General features: G+C 70.2%; 30 protein-coding genes. 18 read left to right on the top strand and 12 right to left on the bottom strand.

Going from position 1 to position 25,433, the window contains the following annotated elements:
* The first annotated feature begins 27 nt into the window (after positions 1-27).
* Positions 28-1,575: an MFS transporter gene (locus ACVHNB_RS40225; protein WP_456227077.1), complete on the top strand. Its 1,548-nt coding sequence runs from the start codon at positions 28-30 to the stop codon at positions 1,573-1,575.
* Between the two features lie 96 nt (positions 1,576-1,671).
* Positions 1,672-2,427: a TetR/AcrR family transcriptional regulator gene (locus ACVHNB_RS40220; RefSeq protein WP_428953675.1), complete on the top strand. Its 756-nt coding sequence runs from the start codon at positions 1,672-1,674 to the stop codon at positions 2,425-2,427.
* Here the strand turns inward: ACVHNB_RS40220 and ACVHNB_RS40215 are convergent.
* The 4 genes from ACVHNB_RS40215 to ACVHNB_RS40200 all read right to left on the bottom strand — a co-directional run bounded on the left by ACVHNB_RS40215 (position 2,424) and on the right by ACVHNB_RS40200 (position 7,045).
* Positions 2,424-2,891, bottom strand: a complete 468-nt coding sequence (locus ACVHNB_RS40215) for a PPOX class F420-dependent oxidoreductase (protein WP_428953676.1) — start codon at positions 2,889-2,891, stop codon at positions 2,424-2,426. The two genes, ACVHNB_RS40220 and ACVHNB_RS40215, sit on opposite strands and share 4 nt — an antisense overlap.
* A 51-nt stretch (positions 2,892-2,942) precedes the next feature.
* Positions 2,943-3,761 (bottom strand): YceI family protein, encoded by an 819-nt coding sequence (locus ACVHNB_RS40210; protein ID WP_428953677.1) that lies wholly within the window; start codon positions 3,759-3,761, stop codon positions 2,943-2,945.
* A gap of 214 nt (positions 3,762-3,975) precedes the next feature.
* Positions 3,976-6,525: an MFS transporter gene (locus ACVHNB_RS40205; RefSeq protein ID WP_428953678.1), complete on the bottom strand. Its 2,550-nt coding sequence runs from the start codon at positions 6,523-6,525 to the stop codon at positions 3,976-3,978.
* 19 nt (positions 6,526-6,544) lie between these two features.
* Complete coding sequence (locus ACVHNB_RS40200) at positions 6,545-7,045, bottom strand: MarR family winged helix-turn-helix transcriptional regulator (protein WP_428953679.1); 501 nt, start codon at positions 7,043-7,045, stop codon at positions 6,545-6,547.
* 194 nt (positions 7,046-7,239) lie between these two features.
* Here ACVHNB_RS40200 and ACVHNB_RS40195 point away from each other — a divergent pair, with 194 nt between their 5' ends.
* Positions 7,240-7,452: a hypothetical protein gene (locus ACVHNB_RS40195; protein WP_428953680.1), complete on the top strand. Its 213-nt coding sequence runs from the start codon at positions 7,240-7,242 to the stop codon at positions 7,450-7,452.
* A 53-nt stretch (positions 7,453-7,505) separates the two neighbouring features.
* Here the strand turns inward: ACVHNB_RS40195 and ACVHNB_RS40190 are convergent, their stop codons facing one another.
* The 7 genes from ACVHNB_RS40190 to ACVHNB_RS40160 all read right to left on the bottom strand — a co-directional run bounded on the left by ACVHNB_RS40190 (position 7,506) and on the right by ACVHNB_RS40160 (position 13,185).
* A complete protein-coding gene (locus ACVHNB_RS40190; protein ID WP_428953681.1) occupies positions 7,506-8,132 on the bottom strand; it encodes a hypothetical protein in 627 nt (208 codons plus the stop codon).
* A 261-nt stretch (positions 8,133-8,393) separates the two neighbouring features.
* Entirely contained in the window at positions 8,394-9,332 is a 939-nt protein-coding gene (locus ACVHNB_RS40185; RefSeq protein ID WP_428953682.1) for an RNA polymerase sigma factor SigF, read from the bottom strand.
* A 247-nt stretch (positions 9,333-9,579) separates the two neighbouring features.
* Positions 9,580-10,401, bottom strand: a complete 822-nt coding sequence (locus ACVHNB_RS40180; RefSeq protein ID WP_428953683.1) for an RNA polymerase sigma factor SigF — start codon at positions 10,399-10,401, stop codon at positions 9,580-9,582.
* 174 nt (positions 10,402-10,575) lie between these two features.
* Entirely contained in the window at positions 10,576-10,869 is a 294-nt protein-coding gene (locus tag ACVHNB_RS40175) for a Dabb family protein (RefSeq protein ID WP_428953684.1), read from the bottom strand.
* Positions 10,870-10,898: 29 nt separating this feature from the next.
* A complete protein-coding gene (locus ACVHNB_RS40170; RefSeq protein WP_428953685.1) occupies positions 10,899-11,087 on the bottom strand; it encodes a hypothetical protein in 189 nt (62 codons plus the stop codon).
* 665 nt (positions 11,088-11,752) lie between these two features.
* A complete protein-coding gene (locus tag ACVHNB_RS40165; protein ID WP_456227076.1) occupies positions 11,753-12,430 on the bottom strand; it encodes an AAA family ATPase in 678 nt (225 codons plus the stop codon).
* The gene (locus tag ACVHNB_RS40160; protein ID WP_164142736.1) at positions 12,427-13,185 is read right to left on the bottom strand and encodes a GntR family transcriptional regulator; all 759 of its coding nucleotides are present in this window, start codon (positions 13,183-13,185) and stop codon (positions 12,427-12,429) included. Before ACVHNB_RS40160 ends, ACVHNB_RS40165 begins: the two co-directional genes overlap by 4 nt.
* Before the next feature lie 398 nt (positions 13,186-13,583).
* On the opposite strand from ACVHNB_RS40160, the gene ACVHNB_RS40155 reads away from it, so the two are divergent.
* From ACVHNB_RS40155 to ACVHNB_RS40085, 15 genes are all read left to right on the top strand, one after another.
* A complete protein-coding gene (locus tag ACVHNB_RS40155) occupies positions 13,584-14,012 on the top strand; it encodes a protein kilB (protein WP_435614486.1) in 429 nt (142 codons plus the stop codon).
* Positions 14,013-14,100: 88 nt separating this feature from the next.
* Positions 14,101-14,373: a DUF6284 family protein gene (locus ACVHNB_RS40150; RefSeq protein ID WP_456227075.1), complete on the top strand. Its 273-nt coding sequence runs from the start codon at positions 14,101-14,103 to the stop codon at positions 14,371-14,373.
* A complete protein-coding gene (locus ACVHNB_RS40145) occupies positions 14,370-14,816 on the top strand; it encodes a Pycsar system effector family protein (protein ID WP_456227074.1) in 447 nt (148 codons plus the stop codon). Before ACVHNB_RS40150 ends, ACVHNB_RS40145 begins: the two co-directional genes overlap by 4 nt.
* Positions 14,813-15,712 carry a DUF2637 domain-containing protein gene (locus ACVHNB_RS40140; protein WP_456227073.1) on the top strand — a complete coding sequence of 300 codons (900 nt, stop codon included), beginning with the start codon at positions 14,813-14,815 and terminating at the stop codon, positions 15,710-15,712. Before ACVHNB_RS40145 ends, ACVHNB_RS40140 begins: the two co-directional genes overlap by 4 nt.
* Positions 15,712-16,059 carry an RRQRL motif-containing zinc-binding protein gene (locus tag ACVHNB_RS40135; protein WP_456227072.1) on the top strand — a complete coding sequence of 116 codons (348 nt, stop codon included), beginning with the start codon at positions 15,712-15,714 and terminating at the stop codon, positions 16,057-16,059. The genes ACVHNB_RS40140 and ACVHNB_RS40135 overlap by 1 nt, the downstream gene beginning before the upstream one ends.
* Before the next feature lie 2 nt (positions 16,060-16,061).
* The gene (locus tag ACVHNB_RS40130; protein ID WP_456227071.1) at positions 16,062-16,379 is read left to right on the top strand and encodes a hypothetical protein; all 318 of its coding nucleotides are present in this window, start codon (positions 16,062-16,064) and stop codon (positions 16,377-16,379) included.
* A gap of 2 nt (positions 16,380-16,381) precedes the next feature.
* Positions 16,382-16,552, top strand: coding sequence for a pRL2-8 (locus ACVHNB_RS40125; protein WP_456229004.1), 171 nt, complete (start codon positions 16,382-16,384; stop codon positions 16,550-16,552).
* A 2-nt stretch (positions 16,553-16,554) separates the two neighbouring features.
* Complete coding sequence (locus tag ACVHNB_RS40120; protein ID WP_456227070.1) at positions 16,555-16,740, top strand: hypothetical protein; 186 nt, start codon at positions 16,555-16,557, stop codon at positions 16,738-16,740.
* Positions 16,741-16,829: 89 nt separating this feature from the next.
* Positions 16,830-18,944, top strand: a complete 2,115-nt coding sequence (locus tag ACVHNB_RS40115) for an FtsK/SpoIIIE domain-containing protein (protein ID WP_456227069.1) — start codon at positions 16,830-16,832, stop codon at positions 18,942-18,944.
* A 207-nt stretch (positions 18,945-19,151) separates the two neighbouring features.
* Positions 19,152-19,619 carry a hypothetical protein gene (locus ACVHNB_RS40110; protein WP_456227068.1) on the top strand — a complete coding sequence of 156 codons (468 nt, stop codon included), beginning with the start codon at positions 19,152-19,154 and terminating at the stop codon, positions 19,617-19,619.
* 123 nt (positions 19,620-19,742) lie between these two features.
* Positions 19,743-20,570: a deazapurine DNA modification protein DpdA family protein gene (locus ACVHNB_RS40105; RefSeq protein WP_456227067.1), complete on the top strand. Its 828-nt coding sequence runs from the start codon at positions 19,743-19,745 to the stop codon at positions 20,568-20,570.
* On the top strand, positions 20,567-21,493 hold the full coding sequence (locus ACVHNB_RS40100) for a bifunctional DNA primase/polymerase (RefSeq protein ID WP_456227066.1): 927 nt from the start codon (positions 20,567-20,569) through the stop codon (positions 21,491-21,493). Before ACVHNB_RS40105 ends, ACVHNB_RS40100 begins: the two co-directional genes overlap by 4 nt.
* A gap of 193 nt (positions 21,494-21,686) precedes the next feature.
* Positions 21,687-22,823, top strand: a complete 1,137-nt coding sequence (locus ACVHNB_RS40095) for a DUF3631 domain-containing protein (RefSeq protein ID WP_456227065.1) — start codon at positions 21,687-21,689, stop codon at positions 22,821-22,823.
* A gap of 168 nt (positions 22,824-22,991) precedes the next feature.
* Positions 22,992-23,225 (top strand): helix-turn-helix domain-containing protein, encoded by a 234-nt coding sequence (locus ACVHNB_RS40090; RefSeq protein ID WP_360011973.1) that lies wholly within the window; start codon positions 22,992-22,994, stop codon positions 23,223-23,225.
* Positions 23,226-23,301: 76 nt separating this feature from the next.
* Positions 23,302-24,579: a tyrosine-type recombinase/integrase gene (locus ACVHNB_RS40085; RefSeq protein WP_456227064.1), complete on the top strand. Its 1,278-nt coding sequence runs from the start codon at positions 23,302-23,304 to the stop codon at positions 24,577-24,579.
* A 41-nt stretch (positions 24,580-24,620) separates the two neighbouring features.
* On the opposite strand, the gene ACVHNB_RS40080 is transcribed toward ACVHNB_RS40085, so the two are convergent.
* Positions 24,621-25,325, bottom strand: a complete 705-nt coding sequence (locus tag ACVHNB_RS40080; protein ID WP_456227063.1) for a TIGR02391 family protein — start codon at positions 25,323-25,325, stop codon at positions 24,621-24,623.
* Positions 25,326-25,433: the final 108 nt, after the last annotated feature.

Raw genomic sequence — 25,433 nt, 5'->3', positions numbered from 1 at the left:
GTACGCCGTATAAGAAGAGGGGGGCCCATGACAGCGACGACCGCAGAGAACGCCGAGAACGCCGAGAACGCTGAGAACGCCGAGGAAACCGGCCGGCCGGGCCCGGCCGGAGGCCACCCGCAGCGCTGGCTGATCCTCGGTGTCATCTGCCTCGCGCAGCTGACCGTGCTGCTCGACAACACGGTCCTGAACGTCGCGATCCCCTCCCTCACCGAGGAGCTGCACGCGTCGACCTCGGACATCCAGTGGGTCATCAGCGCCTACTCGCTCGTGCAGTCGGGCCTGCTGCTCACCGCCGGCAGCGCCGCGGACCGCTACGGGCGCAAGAAGATGCTCGCGGCGGGCCTGGTGCTGTTCGGCGTGGGCTCGCTCGTCGCCGGACTGGCCGGGTCCACCGGGCAGTTGATCGCCGCCCGGGCGGGCATGGGGATCGGCGGCGCGCTGCTGATGACCACCACCCTGGCCGTCGTCGTGCAGATCTTCGACGAGGCCGAGCGTGTGAAGGCGATCGGCCTGTGGGCGACGGTCAACTCGCTCGGCTTCGCCGTCGGCCCGCTGCTCGGCGGCGTGATGCTCGACCACTTCTGGTGGGGCGCGATCTTCCTCATCAACATCCCGGTCGCGGTCATCGGCCTCGTCGCCGTCCTGGCGCTCGTACCGGAGTCGAAGAACCCGCGGGGCGACCGGCCCGACCTGCTCGGCGCGCTGCTCTCCACGATCGGCATGACCGGTGTCGTCTACGCGATCATCTCCGGCCCCGACAAGGGATGGACCTCCGCGCCGACCCTCGCCTCGGCCGCGGTCGGCATCCTCGTGATGGCCGCGTTCGTGCTGTGGGAGCTGCGCATCCCGTACCCGATGCTGGACATGCACTTCTTCCGGAACCAGAAGTTCACGGGCGCGGTGGCGGGCGCCGTGCTCGTTGCCTTCGGCATGGGCGGCTCCCTCTTCCTGCTGACCCAGCACCTCCAGTTCGTCCTCGGGTACGGGCCGTTGGAGGCGGGCCTGCGCACGGCGCCGCTCGCGCTGACCATCGTCGCGTTGAACCTCAGCGGCGTCGGCGCCCGGCTGCTCGCCAAGGTGGGCACCCCGGTCACCATCGCCTCCGGCATGAGCTGTCTGGCGGCGGGGCTCGCGGCGATCGCCCTGCTCGGCTCGGACAGTTACGGCGGGATGCTGGCGGGCCTGGTCGTCATGGGCGTGGGCATCGCCTTCGCCATGCCGGCCATGGCCAACGCCATCATGAGCGCGATCCCGCCGGAGAAGGCGGGCGTGGGCGCGGGGGTCAACGGCACGCTCGCCGAGTTCGGCAACGGACTCGGGGTGGCCGTGCTCGGCGCGGTCCTCAACGCCCGCTTCGCGGCGCTGGTGTCGGTCTCCGCGGCCTCGCTCCCGGCGGCGCTGGCGGCGGCCGGGTCGGCGCAGGAGAGGGCCCGGATCGCCGACTCGTTCTCCTCGGGCCTCGGGACCAGCCAGCTGGTCGGGGCCGTCGCCGTGCTCGTCGGCGGACTGCTGGCCGCGGCGTTGCTGCGCAGGGCGGAGCGGGCAGACTCAGCCGTGGTGGCTTCCGCATAGCATCGGTGCGGGCGGACCGCCGGGTTCCGCAAGAACCCAGGGTCCGCCCGCGTACGACAACTCCCGGGAAGGTGCGCCATGGTGAAGGCAGCGCGGATGAGTGTCTGGCTCGAGGACTCAGGGGCCAAGGCGCCGCGCAGTCGGCGCAGCGAGCAGCCCAGCGGCCTGGACCGGGAACGGATCACCGAGGCCACCGTGAAGCTGCTCGACGAGGAAGGGCTCGCCAAGTTCTCCATGCGGCGCCTCGCGGGCGAGCTCGGGGTCACCGCGATGTCCGTGTACTGGTACGTCGACACCAAGGACGACCTGCTGGAGCTCGCGCTCGACCGGGTCTTCGGCGAGCCCCGGTTCCTCGCCCTGGACGAGGGGCCGGACGTGGACTGGCGCGATCAGCTCCGGGAGCTGGCGGCCGAGTACCGGTCGCTCATCGTCCGCCACCCCTGGACCTCGACACTGACCGGCAACTTCCTCAACATCGGCCCGAACTCGCTGCGGTTCTCGCGCGCGGTGCAACTGGTCATCTCCCGCACCGGCCTCTCCCTGCCCCGGCAGCGCGGGGCCATCGCGTCCGTCTTCCAGTTCGTCTACGGGTACGGCACCATCGAGGGCCACTTCGTGCAGCGGTGCGGCGAGGCGGGCATGACGCAGGACGAGTACTTCCGCGAGGCGATGTACGCGTTCAGCGTGCCGCCGGAGATGGCGGAGAACTTCAAGCACGCCGAGCGGTTGATGGAGACCATGGAGGAGGGCGACACCGTGGAGGAGATGCGCGACCTGGACTTCCAGGTCGCGCTCGAACTGCAGATCGCGGGCATCGAAGCCCTGGTGGCCCGGGAGCGGGCCGATTCCTAGCCCTCGGTGAGCCGCGCCGGGAATCCGCCGGTGGCGATGGGGCCCCACTTCTGCGGGGTGACCCGGATGAGGGACTTGCCCTGCTTGATCATCGCCTCGCGGTACTCGTCCCAGTCCGGGTGCTCGCCCGAGATGTTGCGGAAGTACTCGACCAGGGGCTCGACCGAGTCGGGGGAGTCGAGGACCTCGGCGGTGCCGTCGACCTGGACCCACGGGCCGTTCCAGTCGTCGCTGAGGACGAGCACGCTCACGCGCGGGTTCCGCTTGGCGTTACGGGTCTTGGCGCGCTCCGGGTAGGTGGAGACGACGATCCGCCCGGAGTCGTCGACCCCGCAGGTCAGCGGTGAGGCCTGCGGGGTGCCGTCGGCGCGGGCGGTGATCAGGAGGGCGCGGTGGCGGGGGCGTACGAAGTCGAGCAACTCGTCCAGCGATACGCGGGTGTTGGTCGCGATGTTCGGAGCCATGCCCCGCACCTTACGACTTCGACCCCGCTCGAGCCCGCCGCGCGATCCCGTTCAGGCCTGCGGCAGCGTGTCGCCCTGCACCGCCTGGATGTCCAGCTCCACCTTCAGTGTCGCGCCGATCGCCGCGATACCGGCCTGCACGACCTGGTTGTAGTTCATGGCGAAGTCCTCGCGCTTCAGCTCGGCCGTCGCCTTGAACGCCGCGCGGGTGCCGCCCCACGGGTCGGCGCCGGTGCCCAGGTAGCTCAGGTCGAGGTCGACCTGGCGGGCGACGCCGTGCATGGTGAGCTCACCGTGCACCGTCCAGCGGTCCGGGCCCGCCGGGCTCAGCCCGGTCGACCGGTAGGTGATCTCCGGGTACGTCTCCACGTCCAGGAAGTCCGGCGACTTCAGGTGGCCGTCGCGCATGCCGTTGCCGGTGTCGATCGACGCCGACCGGATCACGGCCTCGACGCGGGACTTCTCGACGTCCTGCGCGATGTCGACGCGGGCGGCGAAGTCGGTGAACCGCCCGTGCACGGACGTGATCCCCAGGTGCTGCGCGGTCGCGGCGATCGTGGAGTGCGCCGGGTCGACCGTCCACGGCCCGGGCGGCGGCAGCTCGGCGCCGCCCTGCCGGGCCAGCACGACCGTGCCGACCTCGGCGCGGCCGGTCGCCGTGACCAGCGCGGTGGAGGCCGCGGGGGCGTACCCGACGGCGGTCACGATCACGGTGTAGGGGCCGGGCGTGAGGGCGGACGCGTCGTGCACGGCGCCCTCGTCGTCGGCCTCGGCCCGCAGCACCTGCGCGCCCGTCATGTCGGTCACCGTGACGACGGCGTGCGGCAGAGCCCACCCGTCCCGCGTACGGATCCGCGCACTGAGTCCCATCGTTCACATCTCCTAGCTCAAGTTCTCACATACGTGGGGGAGTTGGTCGCACCCCCGACGCGAACGGGCCCCGGCCCGTGACGTCTCCGGCCGTCCCCTGCCGTTAACGACGCCACCGGGTCCGGGGCCCATTTCCCACAACCGGCCCGGGAGGTCCGCGTCTCCGCTCGAAGCGCGGGCCGCCCGGTCCGGGGTCCTGAAGGAACCGCTCGGACTACTCGCCGGGGTGCGAGAGTTCGATGTCGTGTCCGTCGACGCCACTGCCCTGCACGCTGAGGTGCGTGGCCACCGGCGGGTAGCCGGTCGCGATGACCGTGTACTCGCCGCCGTCCAGGTCGGTGAAGGCGTACGCGCCGTCCTCACCGGTCGTCGACGTCGCGACGACGTTGCCCGCGGCGTCGATGAGCGTGACCCGCGCGTCGTTCAGCGACCGGCCCGCGGCCCGTACGGTGCCCTGCACCTGGGAGCCGGAGCTCAGGTCGATCTCGACGCGGGTGACACCCGTGCCGCCGACCTCGACGGGCAGCGCCATCGGACGGTGTCCGGCGGCGTTCACCGCGACGGTCACCGGTCCGGGCACCAGCTCGGCGAAGGTGAACTCGCCCTCCTGGCCGGACATCCCGGTGGCGAGCACGTCACCGCGCACGTCCGTCACGATGACCATGGCGCCGGTGACCGGGGCCTTGGACTCGGCGGCCCGGACGACACCGCTCAGCCCGCTGGTGCCGCTGAGCAGGATGTCGTACGCGACCGGCTCCTCGCCGACGACGACCGTGGAGGCCTGCGGCTGGTAGCCGTCCGCCGAGGCGATCAGCACGTACGAGCCGGCGCCGGGGGCGTCGACCCCGTAGGAGCCGTCGCCCTGGGCCACCGCGCGGCCCAGCTGCCGTCCGCCGAGCGAGATCAGCGTGACCGCGGCCCGCGGGACCGGGGCGGACTCGGCGCCGCGGACGTAGCCACGGACCGGGGTGCCGCCGCCGGTGCTCTGCGTCGGGACGTCACCGGCGACGGACGCGATGGCGGCGAGACGCTGGGTCTGGGTGTCGGCGGCGGGCTCACCCGCACCGACCAGGCTGGGCACCCGCTCGTTCTCGCCCTGGGCCGGGGCCTGGGCGGGGGTGGCGGTGATGCCGGCGGGGGCGCCGGAAGCGGCCGCCTCGGTCTCCTTGGCCTGGTCCAGGCCGCCCGACGTACGCAGCGGAACCTCCTTGATGAACAGCGTGGCGATGAGGGCGAGCAGCGCGATCGGCGCGGCGATCAGGAAGACGTCGGCGATGCCGTGCCCGTAGGAGCTCTCCATGATCGTGCGCAGCGGCGCGGGGAGCTTGTCCAGGTCCGGGATGGCGCCGCCGCCGGTACCGCCGTGGCCGAGGGCCGCGCCCTTGGGACCGAGGTCGGCGAGGCCGTCCTTCACGTAGTGCGTGATGCGGGTGGACATGATCGAACCGAGCGCCGAGACACCCATCGCACCACCGAGGGAGCGGAAGAAGGTGACCGTGGAGCTGGCCGAGCCGATGTCCTGCGGGGCGACCTGGTTCTGGGTGCAGAGCACGAGGTTCTGCATCATCATGCCGACGCCGAGACCCATCAGGGCCATGAAGACCGCGACGCGCCAGTACGGGGTGTCGTAGCGGATCGTGCCGAGCAGGCCTAGGCCCGCCGTGATGAGGACGCCGCCGGAGACCAGCCACGCCTTCCACTTGCCGGTCTTGGTGATGACCTGGCCCGCGACGGTCGACGAGATGAACAGGCCGCCGATCATCGGGATCGTCATGACACCGGACATCGTCGGCGACTTGCCGCGCGCCAGCTGGAAGTACTGCGAGAAGAACACGGTGCCCGCGAACATCGCGACACCCACGAAGAGCGAGGCGATCGAGGCGAGCGTGATGGTGCGGTTGCGGAAGAGCCGCAGCGGGATGATCGGCTCGGCGGCCTTGGTCTCCACGAGGATGAAGATCAGGGCGAGCACGACCGCGCCGCCCACCATCGCGCCGGTCTGCCACGACAGCCAGTCGTACTTGTCGTCGGCGAAGGTGACCCACAGGAGCAGGGTGCAGACCGCGGCGGTGATGAAGAAGGCACCGGCCCAGTCGACCTTCACGTTGTCGCGCCGGACGACGGGGAGCTTCAGCGTCTTCTGCAGGACGATGAGCGCGATGATCGCGAACGGCACGCCGACGTAGAAGCACCAGCGCCAGCCCAGCCACGAGGTGTCGGTGATGACACCGCCGAGCAGCGGGCCGCCGACGGTGGCGACGGCGAAGGTCGCACCCAGGTAGCCGGAGTAGCGGCCCCGCTCGCGCGGGGAGATCATCGCGGCCATCACGATCTGCGCGAGGGCGGACAGACCGCCGACGCCGATGCCCTGGACCACGCGGCAGGCGATCAGCATGCTGGGGCTCTGCGAGAGCCCCGCCACGACCGAGCCGCCCACGTAGACGATCAGGGCTATCTGGACGAGCGCCTTCTTGCTGAAGATGTCGGCGAGCTTGCCCCACAGGGGCGTGGTCGCGGTCATCGCGAGCAGCGAGGCGGTGACGACCCAGGTGTAGGCGGACTGGCCGCCGCCGAGGTCACCGACGATCTCGGGCAGAGCGTTGGTGACGATCGTCGACGACAGGATCGCGACGAACATGCCGAGCAGCAGCCCGGACAACGCTTCCATGATCTGCCGGTGCGTCATCGAAGCGCCGTCGGCGGCCGCTCCTCCGTGCTTGGCGGCATGGCTGCCCCGCACACCGGACGGTGTGGATGTTGCCATGGGAATCCTTTTCTTACGTTTACGCGGGTGTACGGGTGGTCTGTGTCGAAGTCTGCGCGGCGACGGGGAACTGTCCGCGGGACGCCGTCGTCCGGCAGTCCCCGAAGCTGTCGCGCAGTCGCGTCATCAGGGCGATCAGCTGGTTGACCTCGTCGTCGGACCAGTCGCTCAGCCGGTCGGCGAGCAGCTGTGTCGTCCGCACGTTGAGGTCGTCCATCTGCTCGTGCCCCTCGGCGGTGAGGGTGAGGATGCGCGAGCGCTTGTCGGCGGGGTCGGGACGGCGCTCGATCCAGCCGCGGTCGGCGGTGTGGGTCACGTGCCGGCTGGCCACGGACATGTCGACGGCCATCAGCTCGGCCATCCTGCTCATCCGCATGTCGCCGTAGCGCTTGAGGAGAGTGAGGACGGCAGCCGAACCTGCCGGACAGTCATGGGGCAGGATGCGCGCCATATCCCTTTTGACGGCGCCGAAGGCGCTGAGCTGTCGGGCCAACTCGTCGTAATGACGCTGTGCGGCCACAGCACCTCCTGACCGAAACCTTATTTGTTGCTTAGGGCAACCATAGAAGCAGTTGGTTGCCGCAGGCAAACTAAAAGGGACGTTCGACCCTAAAATCACGGCAAAGGCAAGGTGTGGGCGGGTAAAGTCGCAGCTCAAGTGACCTATGGGCAGGCTGTGGCGCCTGTCGCGCCGATTCGCTAGGGTCCTGCCCCATGGCACACAACCCCCAGGGCCCGGGCCCCGAAGGCAACAACGACCCCGCGGGCAGCACCCAGATGTTCCGCGCCTTCGTCGACGAGGGCGGCACCCCCACTCCGCGCGCGCAGGCGGCCCCGGTGAAGTCCGGCCCCGGCGCCGGTCTGGTCATCGGCATCGTGGTCGCGGTCGTCGTGATCGCGGCGGTGGCGTGGCTGGCGCTCAAGTAGCAGGTATGCGGCCGTAGTCGAGGCCGCGCCGCGCGCCGTGTGCGCTCCGTCGGCTACTTCCAGTCGACGGAGACGTCACGGGTCTCGACGTGCATCCCGAGCGGGACCCGCCAGGACTCGACGCACACGGTCCACGTCTTCTTCTTCTCCTCCCCGGCCCCGATGGGCACGGGGAGCTTCTCGGTGGACTCGATGGTCGCCCAGTCGACCCCGAGCGAGCCGATGATGTGCGTCTCGAACGTCACCGTGCCCGAACGCACCGCGCTGCCACCGGAGTTGCGCAGCACCAGGGTCACGTCCTGGCACCAGCGCTGGTCGGCGTCCTTGAGCTCGGGCTCGCTCACCTTGAGGGCGGCCGGCCCGGCCGGAGCCGGCGTCCCGCTGCCGCCGGACGATCCGCCGGGCGCCGAACTGCTCGGAGTGTCCGGTGAGTTGGCGGCACCGCCCTGGCCGGCGCCCTGGCCCGTGTCCTCGCCGGCGGCCCCGCCGCCGTCCGCACCGGTGTCCGCGGCGGAACCGCTGCCGGACGCTCCCTGCTCAGCGCCGCTTCCGGCCGCCGCCGAACCGTCCGTGCCCTCGGTCCTCGATCCGCCGGCGTCCGGTGAGCCGCTCGATGCCCCGGGGGCGTCCGGCTCGGCCGAGTCCAGCGGTACGAGCCGCACCTTTCCGGTGGGCGCCACGCTCGACCCGGGCGCACCGGGGGATCCTCCCGCGGCTCCCACGGCGACGTACCCGGCCGGCCCGTCGCCCCCGCCGAAGGCGGCGACGGCACCCAGACACACCACAGCGACAGAGGCGGCCCCTACAGCGGCCCCACGACGCCCTCGCACCCACGTCCGTACCATCGCGCCAGTGTGTCTGACGGTCCGTCAATTAGGAACCCCGGGTGCCCTCCTGATCGACGGAGGGCCACGGGGCGGTACGCCGCGGAGGGGTCGGCGTCAGTCCGCGATCAGGCCTTCGCGCAGCTGGGCCAGCGTCCGGGTGAGCAGCCGGGAGACGTGCATCTGCGAGATGCCGACCTCCTCGCCGATCTGCGACTGCGTCATGTTCGCGAAGAAGCGGAGCATGATGATCTGGCGCTCGCGCGGCGGAAGCTTGGCCAGCAGCGGCTTCAGCGACTCCCGGTACTCGACGCCTTCGAGCGCCGTGTCCTCGTAGCCGAGCCGGTCCGCGAGCGAGCCCTCGCCGCCGTCGTCCTCCGGGGTCGGCGAGTCCAGCGAGGACGCGGTGTACGCGTTCCCCACCGCGAGGCCGTCGACCACGTCCTCCTCCGAGACGCCCAGCACCGCGGCGAGCTCGGGGACGGTGGGCGAGCGGTCCAGCTTCTGCGCGAGCTCGTCGCTGGCCTTGGTCAGGGCGAGCCGCAGCTCCTGCAGGCGCCGCGGCACCCGCACCGACCAGGAGGTGTCCCGGAAGAACCGCTTGATCTCGCCCACCACCGTGGGCATCGCGAACGTCGGGAACTCGACGCCGCGCTCGCAGTCGAACCGGTCGATCGCCTTGATCAGCCCGATCGTGCCGACCTGGACGATGTCCTCCATCGGCTCGTTGCGGCTGCGGAAGCGTGCCGCCGCGTACCGCACCAGGGGCAGGTTCAGCTCGATGAGGGTGTCGCGGACGTAGGCCCGCTCGGGGCTGTCCTCGTCGAGTGCGGCAAGGCGCAGGAACAGGGAGCGGGACAGGGTGCGGGTGTCGATGGACCCCGACGACCCGGTGGTCTCCGGCGCTGTGGACGCTTCGGGGGTCTGCGGAGCCTGCGCCGGAACGGAGGCCGGGACAGGAGTGTCGATCAGCGCGGCGGTCGTGGACGCGTTCACGTCATCGGACGCGCCGGGCGTGAGCGTGAGCACCTTCGAGCTGCCCTGGTCTACGGACATGCCACCCCCTTGAGGTCGCGGACGGTCGCGGCGGACGCTCCCGTCAGGTAAGAGCGCAGCCTCCACCTGAATACCGGACGTGAGGCTGCGCCAAACGCGGTTCCAGCAGAATGTCACATGTCGGCAACACGCTGTAGTGACATGTCGACATGGAAGGGGCGAATCCGCGCAGGAAACAGGGGGTGCGGGCCCGGCGGACGACATTTCCCGTCGGGAAATCCCCGCAGGGTGGGTCTACCCGTTTCAGCTACGCATCGATCCTGTTTGCGGATCGAAGTCTGGCGAAGCTGCGGGCGAGGAGTCTTGACACGTGCATCTGGGAGACACCCAGTTCGGCGCTGATCTGAGACTGGGTCAAGTTGCTGTAGTAGCGCAGCAGCAGGATCCGCTGCTCGCGCTCGGGCAGCTGGACCAGCAGGTGCCGGACGAGGTCGCGGTGCTCGACGCCGTCGAGTTCGGGGTCCTCGTAGCCGAGCCGGTCGAGCAGGCCCGGCATCCCGTCGCCCTCCTGCGCGGCCTCCAGGGACGTCGCGTGGTACGAGCGTCCGGCCTCGATGCAGGCCAGCACCTCGTCCTCGCCGATGCGCAGCCGCTCGGCGATCTCGGCGGTGGTGGGGGAGCGCCCGAAGGCCGTGGTCAGGTCCTCGCTCGCGGCGTTCACCTGCACCCACAGCTCGTGCAGCCGCCGTGGCACGTGCACGGTGCGCACGTTGTCGCGGAAGTACCGCTTGATCTCGCCGACCACCGTGGGCATCGCGAAGGTCGGGAACTGCACGCCGCGGTCCGGGTCGAACCGGTCGATGGCGTTGATCAGCCCGATCGTGCCGACCTGGACGACGTCCTCCATCGGCTCGTTGCGGCTGCGGAAGCGGGCCGCCGCGTACCGCACGAGCGGGAGGTTCGCCTCGATGAGCGCGCCGCGCACCCGGGAGTGCTCGGGGCTGCCCGGCGGCAGGTCCTTGAGCTGGGCGAAGAGGACCTGGGTGAGGGCGCGGGTGTCGGCGCCGCGGGTGGTCTTCGTCGCGGGCGGCGCTTGAGGCGCAGTACTGGCCGGCACGGTCAACGCCACCTCTGTCTCCGTCAACTCATCGGTCAAAAGCGGTCATAGCATCACAAGACATGTGCACTGTGTGCAAGCACCGCATAACTACGTGTTGACGGGCAAGTTGGGGCATTCGATGGATCGGGACGCGAAAAAGCCCCCCACCGTTCCGGTGAGGGGCCGTTCAGTCGTGCGAGCGGCTCAGAACGCGTAGTCGGCGATCACCCAGGTGGCGAACTCCCGCCACAGCGCGACGCCCGCCTGGTGCGCGGGGTGTTCGAGGTACCGCTGCAGCGCGTCGGTGTCCTCGACCGCCGAGTTGATCGCGAAGTCGTACGCGATGGGGCGGTCGGTGATGTTCCAGTCGCACTCCCAGAACGTCAGCTCGGGGATCTGCTCGCCCAGCGCGCGGAAGGCGGCGACGCCCTCGACCACGCGCGGTTCGTCACGGCTCACACCGTCGTTGAGCTTGAAGAGGACCAGATGGCGGATCACGGCTGTGCTCTCCCTCGAAGGGCTCGGGACTACTTGCCGCCGTTGACGACCCAGGTCATGAAGTCGCCGATGGACTGCGCGGCGGTCGAGACGCCCTCGAACCCTATCTGCACGTAGTCGGCGGCCTTGGCGGGGTCGGTGATGATCACGTAGGCCACGAAGACGACCACGACGAACAGAGCGATTTTCTTCGGCTGCACTACGTTCGGCCTCCCCATGCCCGCGCCTGCGCCACCGCTGTTCACCGTGTGGCCCCTGTTGCCGGGCGCGAGTCTATCCCGGTCATCAGCTCACCTGACCTTTAAGGACCAACGGCCCGTGGCTACAGGTCCTTTGCCGTGACCGGGGAGTGTGGAAGTGGCGCAGGATGGGTGATGAGCCCGGAGGGTCTGGCAGGAATCCGAAGGGCAGGGACGGTCCCCGACTGCGGGGTTCGCGCCGCTCGCTTCCCCCCTGACGCGGCGCGGACTTACGGGATTCCGTCCTCATCGGGGGAAGCGGCTTGTCCCCCCGATGCCGCTTCCCCCGACCAAGCGGGAGTAGAGCCCCGGCGCCACTGGTCAGGCGCCGGGGCTCTTCGTGTGCGCACCGCATCGGGCGCACAACTGAACATGCAGAACGCCCCTCTTCCTCGGTGAACCCGTGGAAGAGGGGCGTTGTCAGCGGTAGCGGAGGGATTTGAACCCTCGGTGAGTTTCCCCACACTCGCTTTCGAGGTCTGTTCGCGCTGGTCGGGGGGTTGTTCAGCGTCGTTCAACCCCGTTCGTTCCCGGTCCCTCGCCCGTCAGGTGAACGGCTCCGGACGATGCCGAACGGGGTTGAATGAGACGGAAACTGAGACGGATAGCGGCCCGGCTGACCTGCGCGTCTACCCCTGAAAGTGTCAGTGGTCGGACCCTTCCACGGCCGCGATCACGACGGCAGGGTCATCCTCGTACAACAAGTGGGGCTCATCTGCCGTGGGAGGTATGAACCGGCCCCGGTACCGCTGGAGGTCGCTCTCCGCGAAGTAGATCGAGTTCGGATCGTCCGCGTGGAACTCGTTGCGCTTGCTGATCCTCGCCCACAGTTCTTCATGGCTGGCGGCAAGGTAGACGAGTAGGGGGACAGCCCCCGCGTCGGTGGCGATCGCCTGCCATTTGGCCCGGTCCTCGGGGGTCCAAAAACCGTGGTCAACGACGACATCGTGTCCGGCCTTGAGGTGCTCGCGCAGTTCAGCCGCCACGTCTTCCAGCACCGGCCGTTCAAGGGTGGGGAAAGTGCCCCGAGGGAAGTCGACCCCGTAGACGCCGTGCCGGCGGTACATCTCCTCATCCGGGCACAGCCGTACGAACCCGCGGTCCGTGAGGGCACGGGAAAGCGTCGTCTTGCCTGACCCGGGAAGTCCGGCCATCAGGACGCAGAACGGGGGGCGTGGGGGCATGGCACCCGTCATGGCTCGGGAGATGGTGGCCACCTCTGCTTCGGCTTCCGGTGTGATTGTGCCAGTCCGCCGGGCCGCAAGCAGCGCATCCAGTCGGTCTTCGAGCACGCTCACGAGCGTGTCATCCACCACCGTCACGGGGTGACCTCCGATTCTGTGCGCCATGTCCGGCCCGGCCCACCGAGGTCGACGCCGTACTCCACGATGCTGCCCTCGCTGTCGACGAACTTCGCGGTCATCACGACCACCGGTTCGGTCGGCGGGTTGTCCGGGTCCAGTTCCAAAAGCCGTGCGTACTCCGGCGTCAGTGTGTGGGCGGACGCCGTGTCGATGCGGTGGCTGATCGGGTGACCGGTCGCCTGGGCGATGAGCTGAAGCGAGGTTCCCCCCGTCAGTCGCTCGCTCGCTGCTAGTTGGGGGATCAGCTTGCCGTACCGGTCGGGGATCCAAGAGGTGCTGTGAGCCACGATGCCGTGCCGGTCCCTGTACACCCGGCTACGCCGTACAACGTCCGAGCCGGGCTCGATGTCCAGTGCCTGCGCCACTTCGGCGGGCGCCGGCACCACGGCGCCCTGGTGCGAGTCGGAACGCTCGCCCGCCCCCCAGCTCGACCCGGTACGGCGCCCGCGGTCCTGTCGCTGGGCACCCGAAGACATTGGGGCCGGTCGGTCCAGTACTTCGGTGCCGATGCCGTGGATGCCGCGCACAAGCCCTTCGTTGCGAAGCTTGCGAAGCGCCTTTTCGGCGGTCGCGGTGCTGACCTTCCACTCCTCCGACAGGTTCTTGATGCTCGGCAGGAGCGTTCCCGGCTGTAGCTCACCGGACGAAATCAGCTCCATGTAGTGGGCGGCAATCTTCGCGTACGGGGCCCGATTGTCGGCCTGGCCTGCCATGTCGCTTGCTCCTTTTCGTCACTTCCCTGGGGTTCCCTAGCTTACCGCTTGACACCGCAGGGAACCCTAGGGAACCTTAGGGATGTGCCCGCGGTCGGTTCGTCCGGCAGGTGGGTGCAGGACCTCAATGCGCTCTGATTCAGGGCTCATTCGGGGTCAAGGGGCCCGGGACAGAGCGGGCCGAGGGACCCGGACCCCTGGTCAACCGGAGGGCTTAGACCGAAAGGTCACCTCTCCATACGCCTGAAACGGGAGCCCGTGTTCCCGAAGGAGACAGCGACAGTTCAGCCTCTCCGCAGCGCTCCCCGCTGCGGCCGGTTGCCTCCGCTGCACGTCTCGCACGTGCAGCGCCGAGGGGAGCCGGAGACGCCGGTACTCCAACCCGAAGGGGGTTGCTCATGTGGGCAAGCGTGATCGCGGTGGTGGGGACCCTGCTTGGGTCCGTGAGCACGTATCTGCTGCAACAGCGCGGGGCTGACCGTGCGGCACTTCGGCGTGACCGTCTGACGGCGGTGACCGCCTTGACGGTGGCGCTGGCCGACCACCGCCGCGCCATGTGGGTCCGCGAAGACCTGCGCCTGATCGGCGCGGACGCCACCGCCCGTGAGGCGGCCCGGGCCGAGAGCCACGCCACCCGGAGCGCGATCACCGCGCCCCTGACCACCCTGTCCATCCTCGCCCCGGCACTGGCGACGGTGGCACAGGACGCCGCCACCGCCACCTACCAGCTGCGGGGTGCTGAGTCACCGCAGGCGCTGAACGCCGCGCGGGCCGCCGCCATCGCAGCCTGCGAGCGGCTGACGCGCGAAGCCTCCAAGACCTTCTGAACCATTCCACCCAACGGCGCGCGCCCCCGGAGCGGCAACTCCGGGGGCGCTGTTCGGGCCGTTTCACCGTCTAGGGAGACCACGACCCATGAACCACATCGTCACTGTTCAGGACGCTGTTACCGCGTTCGCCGACTTCATGGAGCCGACGAACGCGGAGCTGGACGCGATCGAGCAGGAGATTCCCGTGATCCTCGCGGACGTCGACCTGCTGGACGCGCAGATCATCACGCTGGACCGCACGCCGACCGAGGTCGACAAGCGCCGCATCCGCCGAGCCCGCCGCCGTGCGCTCGCTGCCCGCGTCGCGCTGGTCAACCGCACGGCCGGCACGACGGGCCTGTCCGGGGGTGCCGCGTGAACGCCACCGACCGGAACCTGATCGCCGCGCACGCCGAGGTGAAGGCGGAGATCGCACGGACGGACACCAAGACGGCGCTGCTGCTGGCGTTCGTCGGCGCCGTGCTCGCCGGTACGTGGACGGTCGCCCGAGGCCTGCCGCTGACCGCGCCCGCCATCGTCGCGGGCGGGGCTGGTCTGGCGCTGCTGATTGGCGCGGCCGGTCTGTTGCTGCGGTCGGTGCGCCCGAATCTGCGCGGTCGGCACGGCTTCCCCCTGTGGGCCACCCTCACCGCCGACGAAATCGGCGCCGCCGTCGCCCGGGACCTGGCCGCCGACATCGCCGGACTCTCCCGGCTCGCGGTCGCCAAGTTCACCTGCCTGCGCCGCGCGGTCGACCTCACCCTGACCGGCGGCACCCTGCTCATCCTCGCCGCCCTGCTCACCGCCGGGGGTGCCGCATGAACCTTCACCGAAAGGGCCGCGCGGCCCTGGTGCTCGCTCTGGTCGCCGTGGTCGGTATGGCGTTCCGGGTGTCGTGGAACGCGCTGCGGGACATCGCCGGCGCCGTCGGGGCGGACGCCACGGCGGCGATGCTGTACCCGTTCGTGGTCGACGGCCTCATGGCCCTCGCCCTGATCGCCACCCTGGTCCTGGCCGACCGCGACCGCACGTTCGCCCTGCGCGTGCTGGGGGCGTACACGGTCGCGTCGCTGGTCCTCAACTACGTGCACGGGTTGGTCCCGGAGCTCCACGGCCGCACGGTCGACTGGGGTCGACTCGCGGACTGGGACCCGGCGAACTGGGCCCTGGTCCTGCTCGCCACCTCGTTGCCGGTCGGGTCGATCTACTTCGGTTCCGACCTCGTGGCCAAGGTCCTGCACCACCGCCCCGCCCCGATTCCGGCCGCAATCACGAATGCGGAGGAATCCACCGAGACCACAATGAAACGGTCTACGGCTGACCTGCCGGTATCGACCCCCGCGCCGATCACCCCGAACACGACCGTGCTGCCCCGTCCGGTGGCCGTCGGCTTCCTCAAGTCGACCCTGCCCGCCAAGCCGTCCCCCTCGATCGCCCCGGCCCCCGCCGCGCCGATCGAGCGGCGCGCGGTGGCCGCGGAGTCGACCCGGCCGCGCCGCGCCACGGGCCGTGTCCCGGCGGTGGCGAAGTCGACCCGCACCAAGCGCACGCCGGATCAGTTGCTCGCCGAAGCACGGAAGGCGACGGCCGATTGGCCGGACGCGAAGGTGACCGGTGAGGGCATCCGCCGCGCCATCCGCACCTCGCCGGCGAACGCCCGGTCCCTGCGTGACACCCTGCTCACCGAGCGTGCCGCTACGGCGGCTGGGGCCGCGTGATGGGTGCGCTGCCGGTGTTTCGGTGGCGTCTGGCCCCCGACGGCTACGCCACCCGCCGGCAGTTGCGTGCCCGTGGGCTGCGGCCCGGTGGTCAGGGGGTGGCCGCGACGCTCGAACGGCCGCGCCGTCGTCGCGGGCCGCTGGTTGCCCACCTGTACCGCGTCGACCTCGCCAAGCCTGTGCGTCCGATGACGCCGGGCCGGTGGGCGGCGCTCGCGAAGGCCAACCTCGCCCGCCGTTTCTGCCCGGCCTGCCGTCGGGACGCGGGCTACGTCATCCCCACCTCGTTGGGCACCTGCGTGCCCTGCGCCTATCCCGGCCCCGGCGGGCCGGAAGGGAGCACCTGACCATGGGCAAGCCCGACACCCGCCGCCTGGACCGCGCCATCGCCCAGGCGAATCGCAAGCTGACCGCCGTCCGCGAGCGGGAGCTGTGGCCGCTGGACGGCCGCGAGCGCCGCGCCGTCATGCGCGCCGCCGCGGGCGGCGGCTACCGGCTCCACCGGGGCGAGAGCACCGGCCGCGCCGAGACCGCCATGGACACCGCCTGGCAGGCTGCCGAGACGCGACTGACCGCCGAGATCACCGCTTTGCAGACCGAGCGTCAGCGCATCGTCACCGAGGCTGCCAAGGGCAAGGCCGCCAAGAAGTCGTCGGGGTGGTGGTGACCATGGCCGCCCGCGAGACGCCGCCGGGCGAGTGCCCGCAGTGCTGGCAGCACGCCCACGACCGGCGCATCCACCGCAAGCTCAAGCCGCGCGAGGACTGCCCGCAGTGCGTTGACCACATGGTCAACGGCTGCCCCTACCTGGTGCCCAAGCGGTCGAAGGGCTGGTGGTGAGCATGGCGCGCACTGCTGCCCTGGTCTCGCACTTTCACTGCCCGGACTGCGGGCCGCTGGTGTTCGGCACGACGCGGGCCGTCTGCGGTCAGGTGATCCCCGCCCCGGTCGCCGGCAACGGCCCGGAGCGCAGGTGCCCGGCCTGCAAGGCGGCCCTGCGCGCCCACAGGGCCGGCCACCGCCGCTGAACCCTTCCGGGGCGCCGCCCCTTCCTGCCCGGTCGGCGCCCCCTTCTCGTCTTCCCGCCCCGTTCGGGGCAGTCAGGAGAACTTCCGGCATGTCTGAGAACGTCGTTCACCTGCACAAGCCCACCGCCTCGCCCGCCGACAACGTGACCACGCTGACCGTGGTCCCCGACGCGCCCCCGGCCCAGCCGGTGCCGCTGTGGGTGCGCTCCGGCCGCGCGGTGAAGTCTGCCGCCACTCACGAGTCGACTCGGGCCACGGTCCGGGCGGCGGCCCGGCACGGCCTCTACACCGTCAACGGGGGCCGGATCGTGGCCCGCCGGGCGTGGGACGGCCGTACCGGGTCCCGGTACGAGCGGATGATCCGCGCGGCGGAAGCCGCGGGGAACCTGGAAGCGGCGCAGGAGTGGGAGGAGCGGTTGCAGCGCTTCCGCGCCGCCCGCCACCACCGCCGCATGGACCTCCTCCACTCCCCGGTCGACGCCGCCAAGGGCGTGGCCGTCGGCGCGGGGATGAGCATCGGTGTCCTGGTCGCCCTCGGCGTCGTCATGGCCCTGAACACGGGCCAGGTCGGGGACGTGGTCACGCCTCTGTCGGCAACGGTCGACTTCATCGCCCTGCTGATCCGCATCGTGCAGGTGGTGTGGGGTCCGGCCCTGTCGATCGGCCCGTTCCTCGCCCTGCTCGCGCTGTGGTCGGTCGGCCGCAAGCAGCACGCCGCCCCGAACTGGGCCCTGCCCGCCAACGTTCGGTCAGGCGAGGGGGAGCCGATCACCCCGTCCATCGTGGTCAAGGCCCTGCGCGACCTCGGCGTACCCGCCCTGGCGCGTGCCATCAAGGAGATGGGCGACGCCGGCGCCTCGATGCTCGGTCCGATCCGGATCGCCGGATGCGGTGTCGAGGTCGACGTGACCTTGCCTTCCGGGGTGGCCACGAACGAGGTGCAGGGCAAGCGGCGCAAGCTCGCGGAGAACCTGACCCGGCACGAGCACGAGGTGTTCATCACCATCCCCCAGGCGGCGCGGACGGTGCGGCTGTGGGTGGCCGACTCGGGCGCGCTGGATGAGCCGATCGGGCCGTCGCCGCTGGTCACCGACGACACGATGACCGCCGACTACACCAAGGGAAAGGCGCCGTGGGGGCAGGACCTGCGCGGGGACGCCGCCGCCCTGTCCCTCTACCAGCGGCACCTGCTCATCACGGGGCTGTCGAACCAGGGCAAGACCGTGGCCCTGCGCTCCCTGGCCCTGTGGCTGTCCCTGGACAAGTCCGTGCAGTTCCTCATGGGCGACCTCAAGGGCGTGGGCGACTGGGCCATGTTCGACGGTCTGGCCACGACGCTGATTCAGGGTCCGACGGATGAGCACGTGATCCAGGTGACCGAGATGGTCGAGGGCGCGGTCGACGAGATGAACCGGCGGATTCAGGCGCCGCCCGGCACGGTGTTCCCGCCGCTGATCGTGCTGGTCGACGAAGCGCAGGTCGCGTTCATGTGCCCCGCCAAGGGCACCGGCAAGGACAAGCGGCCGTACGGCGGCGCGAAGGCCGATTCCCGGTACTTCATGGCCGTCCGCAAGATTCACAACCAGGGCCGTGCGGTCAACGTGCTGATGTGGCAGGGCACGCAGGACCCGACCAACGAGAACCTGCCCAAGCTGGTGCGCGAGGGCGCCCACACCCGCGCCTCCCTCGCCCTCGGCACGGAGTCCCAGGCCCGCATGGCTCTGGGGGACAAGGCCGTCGACGGCGGCGCGGCACCGAACCTGCTGCGTTCGGGGCTGGACCAGGGAACCCTGGTCGTCGCATCCTCCGGGATCGACATTCCGGCGGGGCAGTCGTCCATCACGGTGCGCACGCACTACATCGACGACGACGCGGCCGAGGTCATTACCGACCGGGCCAAGGCCCTGCGCGACGGCGTCACCACCCTGCACGCCATCGACCGCGGTGCGGAGCATGACCCGCTTGCCGACATCGCCGCGGCCGTCGGCGACGCCTCGCGGGTGCGGACCAAGGACGTGCTGGCCCGGCTCGCCGGACGGAACTCGGACGCGTACGGCGGCTGGTCGTTCCTCGACCTCAAGCGCGTTCTCGACGACGCCGGCGCCAGCCCGTACAAGTCCGACGGCGTCATGTGCGTGGCCCGCGACCGCGTGGCCCGCGCCCTCGCCAACCGCGACACCGAGGGTTCCGCTTCCGCCGAATGACGGCAGGGAGCGAACGACCGGCGGGGCAGGGAGGCAGGGAGAACTCCCTGACTGCCTCCCTGACCCGCCTCCCTGGCTCTGACCTGCACGAATGATCGTTCAGGGAGTCAGGGAGGCACGCAGGTCACACCCCCCGAACACCCCTCTGCAGGGCACCCCGGAGGGGGTGTCTCTGCCTCCCTGGCCATCGGCCGGAAGGGATTCCGCATGTACCCCGAGCACACCCCGCACGTGCCCGTACAGCGGGCCGTGGAAGTCCACCAGCCCACCCCGTACCCGCCCGCTGTGGCCGTGCCGGCACCCCTCGGGCCGGTCCAGCCGGGCACGGTCCCGGCGGTGGCGAGCATCGTCCTGCCCGACGGCCGCGTCGTCACCGGCTACGCCATCAACCCCGTCCAGCCCGAACCGGTCGCCGCCAAACCGGCCGTGTCCCGCACGGCCGTGAACGTCGCCCTCGGGGGTGCAGGGTTCTTCGCGGTGTGCGGCGGGCTGGTCCTGCTCACCTCGTTCATCGCCGCACTCACCGCCTTCATCACCCAACTGATCACCCTCGCCGCCGTGATCTTCGGCGGATGGATCGCCGTGCAGATCTTCAGCGCCCACGGCCACCAGGGCGGCGGGACCACGGTGAACATCCGTAAGGCCGTGTTCAAGCGGAATCACTTCCGCGGCTAGCTACGCCAAGGGCGGCCCCCGGATCCGCCAAGACACGGGGCCGCCCTTGCCAACCAGAACCAACCAAGGAACTGGAGATACCCCAGCATGACGCAACCCATCACCCTCCCGCGAGCCTTAGCGGTGGGAGCTCCCGCCGCGAGCGGGATGCGGTTCTACCTGACCACCCACAAACGGCACTGGATCAAGCTCACCGACGTGCCGCTGTTCCTGAAGTCCGAGCACTTCGCCGCCGCGGCCAAGCTGTACCCGGCCCGCGGCCGGTACGCGGTCGACTCCGGCGGCTTCTCGGAACTCCAGCGCCACGGCCGCTGGACCCGCACCCCCCGCCAGTACGTAGACGACCTGCGCCGCATCTGGGAACACGTCGGCCCCTACGACTGGGCCGCCGGACAGGACTGGATGTGCGAAGACCTCATCATCCACGGAGGCACGGCAGGCCCCCTCACCTTCACTGGGACCAAGCTGAGCGTGCCGGAGCACCAGCGGCGCACCGTGCACAACTTCCTGGACCTGCGCTCCCTCGCCCCGACCCTGCGGATCATCCCCACCCTTCAAGGCAGCACCGTGGACGAATACCACGCGTGCGCGGACCTCTACGAGAGCTACGGCGTCAACCTGCGCCAAGAGCCCACCGTCGGTCTCGGGTCCGTGTGCCGGTTGCAGTCCACCAAGCAAGGAGCGGCGATCGTCACCGCCATGGCCGCCCGCGGCTACCGCCTGCACGGCTTCGGATTCAAGATCCTCGGCCTGGAACGCGTCGAGCACCTGCTCGCCTCCGCGGACTCCGCTGCCTGGAGCTACCACGCCCGCAAGCGGCCCCCGCTGCCTGGCCACCCGCACAAGAACTGCGCCAACTGCATCGACTACGCCCTGCGCTGGCGTACCCGCGTCCTGGCCGCCATCCCCACCCACCGCCAAACGCTGCTCACCGATCGGAGGGCAGCATGAACTACCCCCTGACCGCCGATCTGACCTGCCTGCCGCTGCTCGCCTCCGCGCTCACCAGCGCGGAGCGAGGCTGGCCCGTTATCCCCCTACACCCGCGCGCGAAGCGGCCTGCCGGGCACGCCGAACGCGACTGCCCCGGCACGGGCCGGTGCGCGGGCGGGCACCGCAAGCCCGAACAGCGCGCCACCACCAACCCCGACCTCATCCACGCCACCTGGGCGATGCGCCCGTACAACGTGGGGATCGCGACCGGACCGGCCGGTCTGCTGGTCGTCGACCTGGACGTGTGCAAGCCCGAAGAACCAGAAGGAGCGCCTGACGGCGCCACTTCCTTGCAAGCGCTCTGCGAGCGCGCCGCCCAGGTTCTCCCCGCGACCTACCGGGTGCGGACCGCACGCGGCGGGGAGCACCTGTACTTCACCGCCCCGGCCGGGGTGCGGCTGAAGTGCAGCGCGAACCGTCTCGGGCCGCACATCGACACCCGCGCGTGGGGCGGCTACGTCGTTGCCCCCGGCAGCACCACCCCGGACGGGACGTACGAGGTGGCCGACGACGCGCCCGTGGCTCCGCTGCCCGGGTGGCTGACCAAGCGGCTCACCGTCCCGGACCGGCCCGCCGTCGTTGCCCTCGCCCCGGTCCGGGATGGCAGCCGCGCCGCCCGGGTGGCGCTGGAACGCGAATGCGCGGTCGTGGCGGCGGCGGTCGAGGGCGGGCCGGACGGCCGCAACAACACCCTGCACCGAAGCGCCTGCAAGGTCGCCCGGTTCGTCGCGTGGGGAGACCTCCCCCGGGACGTGGCAGAACGAGCAATCCAGGGGGCGGGGGAGGCTACCGGCCTGCCGCCGGCCGAGTGCCGCACGACCATCCGCAGCGCCATGGACTGGATCCTCGCGCACGCCACTCCGCGGCAGGCAGCCTCATGACCGCCCCCAACTCCCCCCGCCTGGATTGCCCCACCGGTTCCCGCAACTGGCCGCACGCCGCTCCACAGCCTGTGGACCGCGCGGCCGTGGGCGAGCCGACAGGCGCCGCCCGACAGGGCGTCGTCACTGCCCTTCGCCCTGACCCGCGCACCGCCCGCCCGCGCCACACCCCCCAGGAAGGGAGGGCCGCCGCATGACCGACGGGGCCGCTCTGCTCAACGAGGTGGAAGCCTTCCACCGACGGTTCAACGTCTTCCCGCACGAGGCCGCCTACATCGCCGTCGCACTGTGGGACGCGCACGCCCATCTGCTCGACTGCTTCGACTCCACCCCCCGCCTGGCCTTCCTGTCCCCGGAACCGGGGTCGGGGAAGTCGCGTGCGCTCGAGGTGGTGGAAACCCTCGTGCCGCAGCCGATGACGGCCGTCAACGCGTCCGCCGCCGCCCTGTTCCGGTCCGTGTCCAACCCCAACGGACGGCCCACGATCCTGTTCGACGAGATCGACACCATCTTCGGCCCCAAGGCCGGGGACAACGAGGAACTGCGCGGCTTCCTCAACGCCGGCCACCGCCGCACCGGCGTCACGTACCGGTGCATCGGCGACGGCGGCAACCAGACCGTGCAAGCCTTCCCCTCGTACTGCGCGGTCGCCGTCGCCGGGCTTGGCAACCTCCCGGACACGATCATGACCCGGTCGGTCATCATCCGGATGCGACGCCGGGCCCGCAACGAACGCGTGGAAGCTTTCCGGGCCCGCCTCCATGAGGCCGAGGGGCACAAGCTCCGTGACCGGCTCGCGCAGTGGACGGAACAGGCACGCGACTCCGTCATGGGGGCCTGGCCCGAGATGCCGGACGGGGTCACCGACCGGCCGGCGGACGTGTGGGAACCCCTGCTCGCCATCGCGGACGCGGCCGGTGGGGACTGGCCCGACCGGGCCCGGGAGGCGTGCGTGACCCTGGTCGCCGCGTCCAAGGCCAACGACAAGGGCAGCTTGGGCGTGCGGCTGCTGACCGACCTGCGCGACCACGTCATGACGGGCATCGACCGCCTGCCCACCGTCGCGCTCCTGGACCGGCTCAACGCCCTGGACGATGCGCCGTGGGCGGACCTGCACGGTAAGCCGCTCGACAACCGGCGCCTGTCCAAGATGCTCGCGGAGTACATGACGGCGGACAACGAGCCGATCGCCTCCCGCAACATCAAGACCGCCGGGAGCGTCCTCAAGGGCTACTACGCCGCCGATCTCGCCGACGCGTGGGCCCGCTACTGCCCCCCACCCCCGGAAAGTCCGCTACCTCCGCTACCTGGCACTGAAAACGTGGCCTGACCTGCACCAACACGGTAGCGGCAACCGGGGTCGGTTGCCGCTACCCATCCGCTACCGCTCCCCCTTCCCGCTACCTCGATCAGACCCCTGACCTGCACGGTAGCGGCGGTAGCGGAAGTAGCGGACCTCAGAGGGACCCCCGACGGATAGTCCTAGAGGAGACCTTCCATGAGCACCGCCGCCGTGGAGATCACACCGCGCGCTGAGGCCGACGAACCGGCCCCCGTTCTCCTGACCGTCGAAGAGGCCGCCCGCTGCCTCCGCATCGGTCGCACCACCTGCTTCGCCCTTATCCGCACCGGAGACCTGGAGTCCCTGACCATCGGCGGACTCCGACGCGTTCCCGCCGATGCCCCCGCCGCCTACCTCGCCCGCCGCCGCGCTGAGCAGCGCGCCGCCTGATCGCCGCACACCGGGACGCCACCCGACCGGGTGGCGTCCCGGACTGTTTCCACCCCGAATCCGAAGGAGTCCGCCCGTGGCGGAAGAGAAGAAGCGCACCCGACAGCCCAACGGCCGCTCATCCATCTACCAGGGCAAAGACGGCAAGTGGCACGGCCGTGTCACTGTCGGAATTCGTGACGACGGCCGACCTGACCGCCGCCACGTCGAACGCAAGACCCGTGCCGAGGTGACGGCGGCTGTCCGTGAGCTGGAGAAGCAGCGCGATGGCGGGGCGGTACGCAAGGTGGGCCGCGCCTGGACGGTTCAGGCGTGGCTGACTCACTGGGTCGAGACCATCGCCCCGCTCGCCGTCAACGAGAACACGATGGTCGGGTACGGCGTCGCCGTGCGGAAGCATCTCATCCCCGCGCTCGGGGCTCACCGTCTCGACAAGCTCGGGCCGGAGCACATCGAGCGCTTCTATGGGCGGATGCAGGCGGACGGCCGACGTGCGGGCACTATTCACCAGATTCACCGCACCTTCCGCACTGCGCTCAATGAGGCGGTCCGGCGTGGCCACATCACCCGCAATCCGGTGCAGCTCGCCAAGGCACCCCGCATCAGTGAGGAGGAGATCGAGCCGTTCACCGTCGAGGAGGTCAAGCGACTCCTGCGGGCCGCCGACGACCGGCGCAACTCCGCTCGCTGGGCCGTCGCTCTCGCCCTCGGCCTCCGACAGGGCGAGGCGTTGGGGCTCAAGTGGGCCGATGTGGACATGGAGCGTGGCGTCCTGATGGTCCGCCGTAGTCGGCGCCGTCCGCGCTACGCCCACGGATGCGGCGACCCGTGCGGCCGAAAGGCCGGGTACTGCCCGCAGCGCCAACGCACCAACCCGGAGACGGCCGACACGAAATCCCGCGCGGGCCGGCGGTCGGTCGGCCTGCCCGCTCAGCTCGTTGACCTGCTCCGGGTCCACCGAGCGAAGCAGGATGCCGAACGGTCGGCGTCGGGGGAGAAGTGGGCGGATGAGGGATGGCTGTTCGCTACCCCGGACGGGCGCGGCACTTCGCCCCGTACCGACTACGACGACTGGAAGGAGCTGCTGACTGCTGCCAAGGTGAGGGACGGTCGTCTGCACGACGCCCGGCATACCGCAGCCACGGTGCTGCTAATCCTCGGAGTCTCGGAACGGGCCGTCATGGGGCTCATGGGGTGGTCGACAACGGCGATGGCCGCTCGGTACCAACACATGGTGGACACCGTTCGGGTGGACGTGGCCCGACAGGTTGACGGGCTCATCTGGAAGCCGGACCGAGAAGGACCCGATGACGGCCAAGGCGGACCTACCGGAGCGTTCGCACCTGTCGGGTAAGCGATGGGGGGGCAGGTCTCCCGACCTGCCCCCCCATCCGCTTACTTTGCGACCTGGCACTGATCGATAAGCCGAGCGACCACGCTGAACGTGGCCAACTGCTCCAGAGCCTCTTGCTCCGTCAAGTCACCCGTTTCATGGGCGGCAGGGTTTCGGAGCGCGAAGTAGGCACCCTGACCAAGTTGTAGAGCGCCCCGCTGCCGTGTCTGTACCCCGGGGTCTGTTTGATCGCCAGGTACCCGAAGCCGCGGTTTGCCTGTCTCCGGTGCCTTGTCGCTGAAAGCTTCCTGAATCAGCTTCGCGTCCGACAGGTCTCGCCGACCCAGCTTGTCCTGTAGGTGAGCGTTGATCGATGTAGCGGCAGCGTGAACGGCGGCTCGGTAGTGCTTGGACTCCCAAAAGGTTCGAGCGGCATCCCACACCCACGAGTGAAAGCCGTCGGCCGGAAGGGACGGAGCATCAGGCGCCAACCGAGTCGTCCACTCGTCCATGTCCGCCAGGATGCCCATTCCGCGCCTGACCTCGGGCTCGCTAATGGCCAGCCCTGCCCACTCGCTCTCCCCCAGCACGCCAGCCTCGGCCATGCGGGGATCGATGCAGCGCAAGATCCTTACGACTGTGGCTTCAGCTTCGTACAGTCGCATCGTTGTCTCCGACGTATCGCCGTTGACCTTCCGGACGTTCCAGTACTCGGTGATGAGGTCAGCGAACGCTTCGAGCCGCTGACGCATCCAGTCGCGATCCACACCGTGAGCGTAGGGCGCAGGGTGTCCAGACGATGGGGATTTTTCTGCGCTCGAACGGTCAACTGAGACGGAAACTGAGACGGAGATGCACGAAGGGTCCGGCTCATC

This window comes from Streptomyces sp. YJ-C3, from assembly GCF_053891275.1.
The sequence above is the reverse complement of the archived record's forward strand: the minus strand, read 5'-3'. Positions and strand labels throughout refer to the sequence as shown.